Annotated in this window: 11 protein-coding genes and 1 pseudogene; 8 read left to right on the top strand and 4 right to left on the bottom strand. The window is 73.2% G+C overall.

All coding sequences use genetic code 11. The annotated features are described in order from the left end of the window. The first annotated feature begins 55 nt into the window (after nucleotides 1–55). The gene (locus tag B0I32_RS15635; RefSeq protein WP_106239474.1) at nucleotides 56–1,024 is read left to right on the top strand and encodes a glycine betaine ABC transporter substrate-binding protein; all 969 of its coding nucleotides are present in this window, start codon (nucleotides 56–58) and stop codon (nucleotides 1,022–1,024) included. Between the two features lie 97 nt (nucleotides 1,025–1,121). Here the strand turns inward: B0I32_RS15635 and B0I32_RS15630 are convergent, their stop codons facing one another. After that, nucleotides 1,122–2,570: a pyridoxal phosphate-dependent decarboxylase family protein gene (locus tag B0I32_RS15630; RefSeq protein WP_219911832.1), complete on the bottom strand. Its 1,449-nt coding sequence runs from the start codon at nucleotides 2,568–2,570 to the stop codon at nucleotides 1,122–1,124. Nucleotides 2,571–2,824: 254 nt separating this feature from the next. Here B0I32_RS15630 and B0I32_RS15625 point away from each other — a divergent pair, with 254 nt between their 5' ends. Beyond that, nucleotides 2,825–3,646 carry a GntR family transcriptional regulator gene (locus B0I32_RS15625; RefSeq protein ID WP_106239470.1) on the top strand — a complete coding sequence of 274 codons (822 nt, stop codon included), beginning with the start codon at nucleotides 2,825–2,827 and terminating at the stop codon, nucleotides 3,644–3,646. A 176-nt stretch (nucleotides 3,647–3,822) separates the two neighbouring features. On the opposite strand, the gene trpA is transcribed toward B0I32_RS15625, so the two are convergent. Further along, nucleotides 3,823–4,713, bottom strand: a complete 891-nt coding sequence (gene trpA / locus B0I32_RS15620) for a tryptophan synthase subunit alpha (RefSeq protein ID WP_106239468.1) — start codon at nucleotides 4,711–4,713, stop codon at nucleotides 3,823–3,825. A 122-nt stretch (nucleotides 4,714–4,835) separates the two neighbouring features. After that, nucleotides 4,836–6,050 (bottom strand): tryptophan synthase subunit beta, encoded by a 1,215-nt coding sequence (gene trpB / locus B0I32_RS15615; protein ID WP_106239465.1) that lies wholly within the window; start codon nucleotides 6,048–6,050, stop codon nucleotides 4,836–4,838. Nucleotides 6,051–6,186: 136 nt separating this feature from the next. On the opposite strand from trpB, the gene B0I32_RS15610 reads away from it, so the two are divergent. Further along, nucleotides 6,187–7,425 (top strand): FAD-dependent monooxygenase, encoded by a 1,239-nt coding sequence (locus B0I32_RS15610; protein WP_219911831.1) that lies wholly within the window; start codon nucleotides 6,187–6,189, stop codon nucleotides 7,423–7,425. Nucleotides 7,426–7,460: 35 nt separating this feature from the next. Here B0I32_RS15610 and B0I32_RS15605 read toward each other — a convergent pair whose 3' ends face one another. Next, nucleotides 7,461–7,889, bottom strand: coding sequence for a hypothetical protein (locus tag B0I32_RS15605; RefSeq protein WP_106239463.1), 429 nt, complete (start codon nucleotides 7,887–7,889; stop codon nucleotides 7,461–7,463). Between the two features lie 236 nt (nucleotides 7,890–8,125). On the opposite strand from B0I32_RS15605, the gene B0I32_RS57650 reads away from it, so the two are divergent. From B0I32_RS57650 to B0I32_RS59840, 5 genes and pseudogenes are all read left to right on the top strand, one after another. Further along, nucleotides 8,126–8,293 (top strand): hypothetical protein, encoded by a 168-nt coding sequence (locus B0I32_RS57650; protein ID WP_181307429.1) that lies wholly within the window; start codon nucleotides 8,126–8,128, stop codon nucleotides 8,291–8,293. Nucleotides 8,294–8,495: 202 nt separating this feature from the next. Beyond that, nucleotides 8,496–9,503, top strand: a complete 1,008-nt coding sequence (locus B0I32_RS15600; protein ID WP_106239460.1) for an ABC transporter substrate-binding protein — start codon at nucleotides 8,496–8,498, stop codon at nucleotides 9,501–9,503. After that, a complete protein-coding gene (locus tag B0I32_RS15595; RefSeq protein ID WP_106239458.1) occupies nucleotides 9,500–10,579 on the top strand; it encodes a FecCD family ABC transporter permease in 1,080 nt (359 codons plus the stop codon). Before B0I32_RS15600 ends, B0I32_RS15595 begins: the two co-directional genes overlap by 4 nt. Next, nucleotides 10,576–11,331, top strand: a complete 756-nt coding sequence (locus B0I32_RS15590; protein WP_106239456.1) for an ABC transporter ATP-binding protein — start codon at nucleotides 10,576–10,578, stop codon at nucleotides 11,329–11,331. The genes B0I32_RS15595 and B0I32_RS15590 overlap by 4 nt, the downstream gene beginning before the upstream one ends. A 62-nt stretch (nucleotides 11,332–11,393) precedes the next feature. Then, a pseudogene (locus tag B0I32_RS59840) lies at nucleotides 11,394–12,281 on the top strand (PEP/pyruvate-binding domain-containing protein); the annotation flags it as partial. Nucleotides 12,282–12,588 lie beyond the last annotated feature (307 nt).

Below are 12,588 nucleotides of genomic sequence, written 5' to 3'. Positions count from 1 at the left end.
TTCCCCTATGCGGTTGACGTTTTCCGATCATCGAAGAACACGAGGTGTTTCCGACATGCTTTCCCGTCCCGTCCGGACGACCTTCGCCCTGCTCGCCGCCGCGGCACTGACCCTGGGCACCGCCGGCTGCGGCTCGCCAGGGGAGGTCGAGGCGGGCAGCGCGGGCGACGAGCTGGCCGGCGCCAAGTTCATCGTCGGCTCCAAGGACTTCACCGAGAACATCATGCTCGGCAAGATCGCCGTCCAGCTGCTGAAGGCGCACGGAGCGGAGATCGTCGACAAGACCAACCTGGGCGGCACCGTGGCCAACCGCAAGGCCCTGGAGTCCAGTGAGATCGACATGTACTGGGAGTACTCCGGCACCGGGTGGATCGAGCACCTGAAGAACGCCAAGCCCATCCAGGACTCCGCCGAGCAGTTCAAGGCCACCGCCGACGCCGACCTGCAGAAGAACAAGATCCACTGGATCGGCCCGACCCCGCTGAACAACACCTACGCCCTGGCCATCCGCTCGGAGAAGGCGACCGAACTGGGCGTCAAGACGGTGTCCGACGTGGCCGCGCTGGCCAAGAGCAAGCCCGAGGAGGTCAGCATCTGCATCGAGACGGAGTTCTCCACCCGTGACGACGGGCTGCCCGGCCTCAGCAAGGCCTACGACATGACCATCCCCAAGGACCGCGTCAAGCTGCTCGACACCGGCGTCGTCTACACCGAGACCGACAAGGGTCAGACCTGCAACTTCGGCGAGGTGTTCACCACCGACGGCCGCATCGCCGCGCTCGGCCTGACCGTGCTGGAGGACGACAAGAAGTTCTTCCCGATCTACAACGCGGCCATGACGATGCGGCAGGAGACCTACGACAAGTACCCCGCGCTGGAGAAGGTGCTGCAGCCGGTCATCGCCAAGCTGGACGACGCCACCATGCAGCAGCTCAACGCCCGGGTGGACGTCGAGGGCGAGGAGCCGGGCAAGGTGTCGGCGGACTGGCTGGGCAAGCAGGGCCTGCTCGGCTCCGACGCCTGACCGGCCGCCAGGCCCGCCCCGGGCCGTGGCACCCTGCCCTCCCGGGCGCTTCCCCGGCCGGGTCGCCAGGCCGTCCGGGCGGGCCCCGGCCGGGTCGCTAGGCCCGGCCCGGCGCTCCCCCGGCTGTTCTGCCGGGGTCGGGGGCGGCGGCGCGTTCCGCCCGTAGTTCGGCGCAGCTCTCGCCGATGATGTCGAGGAGCTGCTCCACCCGGTCCCGGTGGGTGCGGTGGCTGACGACGCACACCCGGATCATGTACCGGCCGTCGATCCGGGTGCTGGACAGCAGCGCCCGGCCCCGCGCCGTCACACGGCGCAGGAGTTCGGCGTTGAACGCGTCGGCATCCGCACCGTCGCCGTCGCCGTTACCGTCACTGTCGCCGCCGCCGGGGGCCCAGCGGAAGGCGACGGCCGTCAGGCTCGGTCGCCACGGGACCTCGAAGCCCTGCTCGCGCAGCCGCTCGTAGACGAGCTCGGCCAGGTCGAGCTTCTCGTCCAGGGCGCGGCGGAAGGCGCCGAGGCCGTGCAGCTTGATCGGCAGCCACAGCCGCAGGCCGCGGAAGTCGCGGGTCAGCTCAGGGGAGTACTCGCTGAAGTTGGGGATCTCCTCCTCCTCGCTCAGGTCCTGCAGGTAGGCCGCGTCCATGTGGTGGGCCTGGCGCAGCAGGGCGCCGTCGCGTACCAGCAGCGCGCCGATCCCGTACGGCAGGAACAGGGCCTTGTGCGGATCCATCGTGATCGAGTCGGCCAGCTCGATGCCGCGCAGCCGGGCCCGGCCGCGTTCGGTGAGCTGGAACGGGCCGCCGTAGGCGGCGTCGACGTGGAACCAGGCCCCGGCCCGGCCGGCGACGGCGGCGAGCTCGGTGAGCGGGTCGACGGCCCCGGTGTTCGTCGTGCCCGCGCTGCCGATCACCAGGAACGGCCGCAGCCCGGCCCGCCGGTCCTCCTCGATCATCCGCTCCAGCGCGGCCGGATCCATGGCCAGGTCCCGGCCGGTCGGCACGGCGCGGACGTGCGCGCGCGGGACGCCCGCCAGCAGGGCCGCCTTGGCGCAGGAGGCGTGGGTCTGGCCGGTGACGTAGACGGTGCCGTCGAGGAAGCTCTCCCCGAGCCGGGCGTTCCTGGCGGTCACGATGGCGGAGAAGTTGGCCATGGAGCCACCGGAGGTGAGGATGCCGCGCGCCTGCGCGGGATAGCCGAACAGGTCGCAGAGCCAGCGGACGGCCGTCGCCTCGATCTGCGCGCACGCGGGGGCCAGCTGCCAGACGGAGACGTACTTGTTCATCACCGCGGCCAGGAAGTCGGCGAGCGCGGCCGCGTACAGGCCGCCGCCCGGCACGTAGGCGAGGTAGCCGGGACCGGCGCTGGTGGCTCCGACGCGGGCCGCCGCGTGCAGCGTGGACAGCAGGCCGGGCAGCGGGCTGCCCAGCTCGGGAGCCGGCTCGCGCAGCGCCCCCGCCAGCTCCTCGCCGCCGATCGGGTCGAAGGCGGGCAGCTCCGGCAGGTCGCGCAGGTACTCCTCGGCGAAGGCCAGCACGGCCTCACCCATCTGACGCACCTGCTCCGGGCCTGGCTCAAGGGGGTACCGCATGGCATCTGACATGATCCGTATCCTGACATCCACCCCATGCGGGACGACAACCATGGTCCCCGGCGGCCACCGGCCGAAGGGCGACCGTGGCCTCCGGGCGGTCGGCGACCGTGCTCGATGACGACCAAGGAGTAGTCGGCGAATGTGCGCGACGGCGGTTGCGGAGCGGACGTCGAGCGTGATCGACGACGGCCACGGATAGGCTTTGGCGCATGTTCCCGGAGGGAGAGCCCAGGCCGCGCCTGACCGGCACGGCGGGTGGCGAGCCGAAGTACCAGGCCATCTACCGCGATCTCCTCGCCCGGATCGAGGCGGGCGACGTCGCGGCCGGCCAGCCGCTGCCCTCGCAGCGGGAGCTCGCCGACCACTACGGCGTCAGCCTGATGACCGTCCGCCAGGCGTTGCAGCGGCTCGGCGGCGAGGGGCGGATCGAGCAGCGGCACGGGCTCGGCACGTTCGTCGCGGGCCCGCCCGTCATCCCCTACCAGCTCAACAGCCTGGGCAGCCTGGCGGAAGAGCTGGCCGAGCAGGGCATCGACCTGGAGACGGTGCTGCTCGGGGTGCGCCGCGGGCCGGCTCCCGCGCCGGTGCCCGCCCAGCTGGGGCTGGGGCCGCGCGACGAGGTCACGGTGATCGAACGGCTGCGGGTGGTGGGCGGGACGCCGGTGATCCACCAGCTCTCCTACCTGCCGCCCGCCCTGGCGGCGAACCTCGGCTCGGATGCCGGCCTGGACGAGGAGGAGCTGAAGCGGACGCCGCTCTACCGGCTGATCGAGGAGCGGGGCGGGGTCACGCCGTCGTGGGCGACCGAGGCGATCAAGCCGGTGGTCCTGTCGGAGGAGCAGGCCCGCCTGCTGGAGCAGCCCGCGGGAGGCGCCGCGCTGATGAGCGAGCGGGTGACGTACGACGTGGACGATCGGCCGGTGCTGGCCGACCGGGCGATCATGTGCGCGTCGCAGGTGGTGTTCACGACGCGGCGGCAGGCCCCGGAACGCCCGGCGGTCGCCCTGCGCCTCGACCACCCCACCCCCTGACCGCCCAGCACACAACCACCCGGGATCTGACCCGCCGGCAACCGACCGATGCCGCCTGACCACTCGGCACCCGGTCACTCGGGATCTGACCCGCCGGCGCCGGACCCGCCGGCAACCGACCGATGCCGCCTGACCGCTCGGTAGCTGACCCTTCCGCCCTTGACCGGCCGGTACCCTCAGCGCTGGCCACCGGGCTGCTCGGCGACGGGGCGCCGGCGGTTCGAGGCCGGGCTGCGCCGTACGCCGTGGGCGAGTTCGCGAGCCAGGGTCTCCACGGCCGCGATGCCGGCGGCCGGGTCGGGGGCGTCCGTCAGGGCGCGGACGAAGGCCGAGCCGACGATGACGCCGTCCGCGAACGCGGCGACCTCGGCGGCCCGCGCCGCGTCCCCCACGCCGAGCCCCACGCACACCGGCAGGTCCGTGATCTCCTTCACGCGCGCCACCAGGTCCTTCGCCCCCGAGCTCACCAGCTCCCGCTCCCCCGTCACGCCCATCACGGAGGCGGCGTAGAGGAAGCCGCGGGAGGAGCGGGCGGCCAGGTCGATGCGTGCGCGGGTGGAGGTGGGGGCGACGAGGTGGACGCGGTCGAGGTCGTGCCGGTCGGCGGCGGCGTGCCAGGCGGCGGCCTCCTCGGGCAGGAGGTCCGGGGTGATCAGCCCGGCGCCGCCGGCCGCGGCCAGGTCCTCGGCGAAGCGGGCGACGCCGTACCGGTCGATCAGCGTCCAGTAGGTCATGATCAGCGCCGGTGTGCCGTGCAGGGCGCGGACGGCGCTCAGCCCGTCGGCCGGGGTGGTCCCGCGGGCGAGCGCGGCCTCGGTGGCCCGCTGGATCAGCGGGCCGTCCATGAGCGGGTCGGTGTACGGCAGGCCCACCTCGACGACGTCCACTCCGCCCGCGACCATGGCCCGCATGGCCGCCACCGAGGTCGCGACGTCGGGAAACCCGACCGGCAGGTAGCCGATCAGCGCGGCCCGCCCTTCCCGCCCCGCCCGCTCGACGACCGCCCGGGCACTTCCAGGCCCGCTTTCCCGAACCTCCTCGGACAGGCCCGCGCGCCCGCCCTCCATCGACTCCTCAAGCTCGCCTTTCCGAATCCCCTCGGGCGGGTCCGCACGCCCGCTCGGCTTCTCAAGCCCGCCTCGCCGTGGCCTCTCGGATCCGCCCGCGTGGCCGGCTGGTGAACGGTAGTTCATGCGTCCGCCTCCATCAGCCCGAAGTACCGGGCGGCCGTGTCCATGTCCTTGTCGCCGCGCCCGGAGAGGTTGACCAGGACGATCCCGTCCGGTCCCAGCCGCCGCCCCTCCCTGATGGCCCCGGCCAGGGCGTGCGCGCTCTCGATCGCCGGGATGATCCCCTCGGTGCGGCACAGCAACTGGAACGCCTCCATGGCCGCCGCGTCGTCCACGGCCTCGTAGCGGGCCCGGCCGGTGTCGTGCAGCCAGGCGTGCTGCGGCCCGATGCCGGGATAGTCGAGGCCGGCGGAGATGGAGTGGCTCTCCCGGGTCTGGCCGTGCTCGTCCTGCAGCACGTACGTACGGCTGCCGTGCAGGATGCCCGGCGTGCCCCCGGAGACGGCGGCGGCGTGCCGGCCGGTGCCGACCCCGGCGCCGCCGGCCTCCAGGCCGACGAGTTCGACGCCGGGATCGTCGAGGAAGGCGTGGAAGATGCCGAGCGCGTTGGAGCCGCCGCCGACGCAGGCGCAGACGACGTCGGGCAGCCGCCCGGTCAGATCGAGGATCTGCCGCCGCGCCTCGATGCCGATGATCTGCTGGAACTCGCGCACCATGGCCGGGAACGGGTGCGGCCCCGCGACCGAGCCGATGAGGTAGTGGGTGTGCTCGACGTTGGTGACCCAGTCGCGCATGGCCTCGTTCATGGCGTCCTTGAGTGTGCGCGAGCCGGAGGTCACGGGGACGACGGTGGCTCCGAGCAGGCGCATCCTGACCACGTTCAGCGCCTGGCGGCGCATGTCGACCTCGCCCATGTAGATCACCGCCTCCAGCCCGAGCAGGGCGGCGGCCGTGGCGGCGGCGACGCCGTGCTGGCCGGCGCCGGTCTCGGCGATGATCCGGCGCTTGCCCATGCGCCGGGTGAGCAGGGCCTGGCCGAGCACGTTGTTGATCTTGTGGGAACCGGTGTGGTTGAGGTCCTCGCGCTTGAGCAGGACGCGGGCGCCGCCGGCGTGCCGGGCGAAGGACGGCACCTCGGTGATGACGCTCGGGCGGCCCGAGTACGAGCGGTGCAGCTCCTCCAGCCGGTCGCGGAACGCCGGGTCGCCGAGCGCGTCGCGGTAGCCGGCCTCCAGCTCGTCCAGGGCCACGACCAGGGCTTCTGGGGTGAACCGGCCGCCGAACCGGCCGAAGTACGGCCCGGCGCGGCCGGTCAGGGTCTCCGTCTCCGTCATCGGGCACCTCCCTTGTCTCTAGTGTTCTAGAAGACTAGAACTCAAGGGGCGGACTCGTCAAACATCGGTCTCGGCGGCCCGGCGCCTTCCGTACAGTGGAGGCAGGGGCAGCGACCACGACGGCGGGGAGCCGGCCATGAGCGCACACAGCACCCACCCGGACGGCACCCGTGACGGCGGCGGAATCTCGGTTAGCGTCGTGGGCGGCGGCGTCGGAGGGCTCACCACCGCGCTCTCCCTGTTGCACCGTGGCATCGACGCGCACGTCTACGAGCAGGCCGCCGCGCTGAGCGAGGTCGGCGCGGGCGTGCAGATCAGCCCGAACGCCTCCCGCGTGCTGCACGGGCTCGGCCTGGCCGAGGACCTGGAGCGGACGGGGGTCAAGCCGGTGGCCCTGCATCAGCGGCGCTGGGACGACGGCCGCACCCTGGCCCGCTCGCCGCAGGCCGGGCCGCTGGAGGCCGCCTTCGGCTTCCCGCACTACCTGATGCACCGCGCCGACCTGCTCGCCGCGCTCGCCCGGCGCCTGCCCGCCGAACGCCTGCACCTGCGGCACCGTCTCACCGGGCTGACCGATCACGGCGACCACGTCGAGGCGAGGTTCGCGAACGGCGCCCGCGCCGCGGCCGACGTGCTGGTGGGCGCGGACGGGATCCACTCCCCCACCCGCGCCGCCCTGTTCGGGCCCGAGCATCCGCGGTTCACCGGCTGCGTCGCCTATCGCGGCCTGGTGCCGGCCGAGCGGCTGCGCGGCCTGGGGCTGGAGGTCACCACGCAACTGTGGATGGGGCCCCGCGCGCACTTCGTGCACTACTTCGTCGGCGGCGGCCGGCTGGTGAACTTCGTGGCGATCATCGAGCGGGACAGCTGGACGCGGGAGTCGTGGACCGACCGCAGGGACGTCGCCGAGGCGCTCGCCGCGTTCGAAGGCTGGCATCCGCAGGTGCGGGCGATCATCGAGGCGGTGGACGAGACGTACCTGTGGGCGCTGTTCGACCGCGCCCCGCTCCGGCGCTGGTCGGCGGGCCGGGTGACGCTGCTGGGCGACGCCTGCCACGCGATGCTGCCGTTCATGGCGCAGGGGGCGGCCATGGCGGTCGAGGACGCCGCCACCCTCGCCGCCCGCCTGGCCGCCGCGCAGGCCGGCCCCCGCCGGGACCTCGCCGCCGTCCTGCCCGCCGCGCTGCTCCAGTACGAGGCGGCGCGCCTCCCGCGGACGTCACGGCTGCAGGCCATGTCGACGGCCAACAAGACGGAGTTCCACCTGCCCGACGGGCCCGGCCAGGCCGAACGCGACGCCCGGATGTCCGAGGGCGTGCCCGGCATGTCGCTCCAGGCCCTGGCCTGGGTCTACGGCCACGACGCCGCCGCCTGACCCGCCGGCTGACGGGTCCCGTCGGCCGGTGGGTGTCAGCCGCGGCGGGCCGGGGGCCAGCCGTGCCCCCAGCCGCCCTGGATCATCGTCTGGAACGCCCACCCCTCCTCCGTCCGGACGAGCAGGTCCGCGTAGCGCATGTGCTCCTCGCGGCCCTCGATCGTCATCGTGGCGTCGGTCTCGACGACCACGAGGTTCGGGCTGAGGAAGCGTGGGGTGCGGACGGAGGTCAGGCCGAGGCCCGCGGTGCCGCCGCCCATCGCCTCCTTCATCGCCTCGACGTACTCCCGCCTGCTCCACTGCTTGACGGCGGCGTGCCCGCCGGGCACGTCGGTGACCACGTTCATCGGGAAGACCGCCAGGTCGGCGAGCTGCTCGATCGCGCCCTGCTCGGCCAGGGCGTCGTACTGCGCGAACCAGCCCTCCACACTCGCCCGGTCGTCGTCGCTCGGCTGGTAGACCATGAGAACCCCTTTCCTGTCGTACGCCGTACCGTACATCATACGGCAGGTCGGCGCGAACGCCTTTCTCGGCGGACCGCGGGGGCAGGGGCGGTCGAACCGGGGCGGAGGTCCCCGCGTAGTCTCTAGAGACCAGCCAAGACTCGGAGGAACGCTCTGTGGTGAGTGGGATCCCAGGGGCCCGGCCCGCCAGGAGACCGAAACCGAACGCCATCTGCGTCGGCGGCCCCTGTGACGGCATGCTCACCCACATCGAGCAGGATGTCGGCGTCGTACGGGTGCGCTTAAAACCCGACCTCCAGACCCACGGCGTCCGCTACCGCATCACCGCGGGCCGCGTGCACCACCCTTCATGCAACGTCCCGTTCGTCGTGCTGAGCTGGGCCGGCGACGACGGCGGCGACTGACCCCAAGAGCCCCCGGAAACTCCCCGCAAGACCTCCACGAACGCCTCCGGCGCCCCATGCCGCGAGGCGTCCCTGGCATGCCCGGACTCGGCGCCCCATCGTCGCCACGCAGCACTAATTGCAACTTGCTGGCAATTACGAGTTCTGTGCAGAATGTGGTGTTTCCTCTGATCACCCACCTCGCCCCCGGAGTACTCACCGCATGAGAAGGTTGCTCGTCCTGCTGGCGGCCCTGACGCTGACCGCCTGCGGGCAGGCGCCCGCCGTCCAGGAATCCGGGCCCGCCGCGGCGCCGCCGGCCGGTTTCCCCGTCACGATCCAGAACTGCGGCCGCACCCTCACCTTCGACCGGCCGCCGGCCAAGGTGGTGACCGGCTACCACCCCTCGCTGGAGACCCTGTTCGCGCTCGGCCTGGCCGACCGGGTGGCCGGGCGGACGAACTTCTCCGAGAGCGCGTTCCTGCCGGGCCACCGGGAGCTGTACGCGCGGATCAAGGAGATCTCCCCGACGATCATGCTGCCGCAGAAGGAGGTCATGCTCGCCCAGGGCGCCGACTTCGTGCTGGACAACGCGATGGCCTCCTTCGACGCCGCCGGCGGCTACGCCACGGTGGCGGAGCTGGACGCGGCGGACTCCCCGGTCTACATCCTGGGCGGCTGGTGCAGCCCTCGGGAGACGCTCGAGTTCACCCTGGAGGACACCTTCACCGACCTGCACAACCTGGGCCGGATCTTCGGCGTCCCCGACCGCGCCGCCAAGCTGGCCGCCGGCCTGCGCGCCGGCCTCGACGACGTGCGCGAGCGGATCGCCGGCCGGCCGCCGGTCAGGGTGCTGGCCACCGACGGCGGCCGGGGCCCGGTCAACGCCTACGGCGGCGCCGGCCTGACCCACCAGATGATCACCGCAGCCGGCGGGCGCAACGTGCTGGAGGACGTCGAGGGCGACTACACCGAGGTCAGCGCGGAGCAGGTCAGCGCCGCGCAGCCGGAGGCGGTCCTGGTCAGCGAGTACGCCACGCTGCGGGGCGAGACGACGCCGAGCGTGCGGGCCAAGACCGCCGACACCTTCGCCGTGGTCAGGAACAGCCCCGCCGCCGCGGACCGGCGGGTGCTGGCGCTGCCGGTGGCGGCCCAGCATCCCGGTTACCGCAACCTGCTGGCCATCGCCGACATCGCCCGCTTCCTGCACCCCGGCGCGTTCCCCGCATGACCGCGGCGACCACCCCCGCCCAGGCGCCGGGCCGGCGCCGGGCCCGTTACCTCGCGCTCGTCGCCGGGCTGGCCGTGGCCGTGCTCGCCTCCACCTGGCTGGCGGTGAGCATCGGCGCGGTGCACGTCGCGCTGCCGCAGGCGTGGGGCATCGTCGCCGACCGGCTGGCGCCCGGCCTGTTCCCGCGCACGTGGACGCCGGTGCAGGAGCAGATCGTGTGGGAGTTCCGGCTGCCGCGGGCGCTGCTGGCGCTGCTGGTCGGGGCCGGGCTGGCGGTGGTCGGGGCGGTGCTGCAGGCGCTGGTGCGCAACCCGCTCGCCGACCCGTTCCTGCTCGGCGTCTCCTCCGGCGCGTCGTTCGGCGCGGTGCTCGTGCTGATCCTGGGCGCGGGGGCGCTGGGCGGGCTGTCGCTGTCGGGCGCCGCCTTCGCCGGCTCCCTGCTGGCCCTGGGCCTGGTGTACGCGCTGGCGCAGCGGGCCGGCCGGATCACGCCGTCGCGGCTGGTGCTGGCCGGGGTCGCGCTGGCCTACCTGTTCCAGGCCCTCTACAGCTTCGTGCTGCAGCAGGCGCAGAGCGGCCGGGCCGCCCAGCAGGTGCTGTTCTGGCTCATGGGCAGCCTGGGCGGGGCCCGCTGGCACATGTTGCCGCTGCCGGCCGCCGTGCTGGGCGCGGGGCTGGCGTACCTGCTCACGCGGCATCGCCCGCTGAACGCGCTGGCCGCCGGCGAGGAGAGCGCCGTCTCCCTCGGCGTGAACGTGCCCCGCCTGCGGGTCACGCTCTTCGTCCTGACCTCCCTGCTGGTCGGCGTGCTGGTGGCCACCAGCGGCGCGATCGCGTTCGTCGGGCTGATCGCGCCGCACGCGGCCCGCCTGCTCGTCGGCGCCGACCACGGCCGGGTGCTGCCGGTCACGGCGCTGCTCGGCGCGGCGTTCCTGCAACTGGTGGACGTCGCGGCGCGCACCGTGAGCGCGCCGCAGGAGCTGGCGCTGAGCATCGTCACCGCGCTGTTCGGCGTGCCGTTCTTCCTGTGGCTGCTGCGCCGCCGCTCGGCCGAGCGGGCGGTGAGCGTCGCGTGAGGCTCGACGTGAGCGGCGTCTCTGCGCGCCTCGACGGCCGGGGCATCGTGCACGAAGCCGGCTTGCGGGTGGACGGTGGCGAGTTCGCCGCCCTGGTCGGGCCGAACGGTTGCGGCAAGTCCACCCTGATGCGGACGATCTACCGGGCGCTGCGGCCCTCGGCCGGGCTCGTCACCGTGGACGGCGACGACGTGCACCGCCTGCCCTGGCGCGAGTCGGCCCGGCGCACGGCCGTGGTGGCGCAGGAGACGCCGGCCGAGCTCGACTTCACGGTGGGCGAGGTGGTGCTGATGGGACGCACGCCGTACCGGCGCGTCCCGGCCGCCGACGAGGAGCGGTGCGCGCGGGCCCTCGACCGGGTCGGCCTGTCCGGCGCGCGGGAGCGCGTCTACGCCACCCTGTCCGGCGGCGAGAAGCAGCGCGCGCTCGTCGCCCGCGCCCTGGTCCAGGAGACGCGCCTGCTGCTGCTCGACGAGCCCACCTCGCACCTGGACGTCCGCCACCAGCTGGAGATCCTGCATCTCGTCCGCGAACTGGGGGCCGAGCTGGGCATGGCCACGCTGGCCGTCCTGCACGACCTCAACCAGGCCGCCGCGTTCTGTGACCGGCTCTACGTCATGAGCGCCGGCCGCATCGTGGCGGGCGGCCCGCCCGATCGGGTCCTCACGCCGGAGCTGATCTCGCGGGTGTACGGCGTGCGCGCCGTCCACCGGACCCAGCTCGTCTTCGAGCGGCTCGGGGGCGGCCCCTGACCCCGATCCCCATTACGATACAGTGCTGCTCTGTATTTGAATGGGAAAGGACGGGATCAGCCATGGGTGCGTACGTGCTCGGGTTCCGCGAGGTGAGCAGGGAGCGGCTCCCCCTGGCCGGAGGCAAGGGCGCCAACCTCGGGGAGCTGTCGTCCATCGGCGGCGTCGAGGTCCCGTACGGGTTCTGCGTCACCACCGAGGCCTACCGGCAGGTCGTGGAGGAGGACGCGGACGCCGGGGCGCTGATCGACGGGCTGGCCGGGCTGCGGGCGGACGACCGCGAGGCGATCGCCGTCGCCGCGGCGCGGCTGCGTACCGTCATCGAGGGGCTGAGCGTGCCGGAGGAGATCCGGCGCGAGATCGCCCGGCACCTGGAGCAGGCGGGCGGCGACGGCGTGCCGTGCGCGGTGCGTTCCAGCGCGACCGCCGAGGACCTGCCCGCCAGCTCCTTCGCCGGGCAGCAGGACACCTACCTCAACGTCCGCGGCGCCGCCGCGGTGATCGACGGCGTGCGGCGGTGCTGGGCGTCGCTGTTCACCGACCGGGCGGTGACCTACCGGATCAGGAACGGCTTCGAGCACCGCGCCGTGCGGCTGTCGGTGGTGGTCCAGCAGATGGTCTTCCCCGACGCGGCGGGCATCATGTTCACCGCTGACCCGGTCTCCGGCAACCGGCACGTGGTCTCGATCGACGCCGGGTTCGGCCTCGGGGAGGCGTTCGTCTCGGGGCTGGTCAACGCCGACAACTACCGGGTCAGGGGCGGGCGGATCATCGGCAGGACGGTCGCCGTGCAGACGAAGGAACTGCGCGCCGCCCCCGGCGGCGGCACCCTGGAGCAGCCGGTCGAGCCGGAACGACAGGGCGTCCAGAAGCTCACCGACGCCCAGATCCTGCGTCTGGAGAGCCTGGGCCGGCGGATCGAGGCGCACTACGGCGAGCCGCAGGACATCGAGTGGGCCCTGTCCGACGACCGCCTGTACGTGCTGCAGAGCCGCCCCGTCACCACGCTCTACCCCGTGCCGCCCGCGCACGACGGCAGGAACCACGTGTACGTCTCCTACGGCCACCGGCAGATGATGACCGACGCCTTCGCCCCGCTCGGCCTGTCGTTCTTCGCCCTGCTGCACGACCGGCTCGGCCGCACCGCGGGCGTGGTGGCGGGCAACCGCTTCTACAAGGACGTCTCCGCCGAGCTCACCTCGGCCTGGGCCAGGCCGGCCACCCTGAAGAGCCTCGGCAAGGTGGACGTCCTCATGG

The organism is Nonomuraea fuscirosea, from assembly GCF_003001935.1.
GTDB lineage: Bacteria > Actinomycetota > Actinomycetes > Streptosporangiales > Streptosporangiaceae > Nonomuraea > Nonomuraea fuscirosea.
Note: the sequence above shows the minus strand (reverse complement) of the source record. Positions and strands in the feature narration are given on the sequence as shown.

Excerpts from the sequence above, each read along its gene's own strand:
- B0I32_RS15635 (WP_106239474.1), top strand. The coding sequence starts at position 56 with ATGCTTTCCCGTCCCGTCCGGACGACCTTCGCCCTGCTCGCCGCCGCG.
- B0I32_RS15630 (WP_219911832.1), bottom strand. The coding sequence starts at position 2,570 with ATGGGTGAGGCCGTGCTGGCCTTCGCCGAGGAGTACCTGCGCGACCTG.
- B0I32_RS15625 (WP_106239470.1), top strand. The coding sequence starts at position 2,825 with ATGTTCCCGGAGGGAGAGCCCAGGCCGCGCCTGACCGGCACGGCGGGT.
- trpA (WP_106239468.1), bottom strand. The coding sequence starts at position 4,713 with ATGGAGGGCGGGCGCGCGGGCCTGTCCGAGGAGGTTCGGGAAAGCGGG.
- trpB (WP_106239465.1), bottom strand. The coding sequence starts at position 6,050 with ATGACGGAGACGGAGACCCTGACCGGCCGCGCCGGGCCGTACTTCGGC.
- B0I32_RS15610 (WP_219911831.1), top strand. The coding sequence starts at position 6,187 with ATGAGCGCACACAGCACCCACCCGGACGGCACCCGTGACGGCGGCGGA.
- B0I32_RS15605 (WP_106239463.1), bottom strand. The coding sequence starts at position 7,889 with ATGGTCTACCAGCCGAGCGACGACGACCGGGCGAGTGTGGAGGGCTGG.
- B0I32_RS57650 (WP_181307429.1), top strand. The coding sequence starts at position 8,126 with ATGCTCACCCACATCGAGCAGGATGTCGGCGTCGTACGGGTGCGCTTA.
- B0I32_RS15600 (WP_106239460.1), top strand. The coding sequence starts at position 8,496 with ATGAGAAGGTTGCTCGTCCTGCTGGCGGCCCTGACGCTGACCGCCTGC.
- B0I32_RS15595 (WP_106239458.1), top strand. The coding sequence starts at position 9,500 with ATGACCGCGGCGACCACCCCCGCCCAGGCGCCGGGCCGGCGCCGGGCC.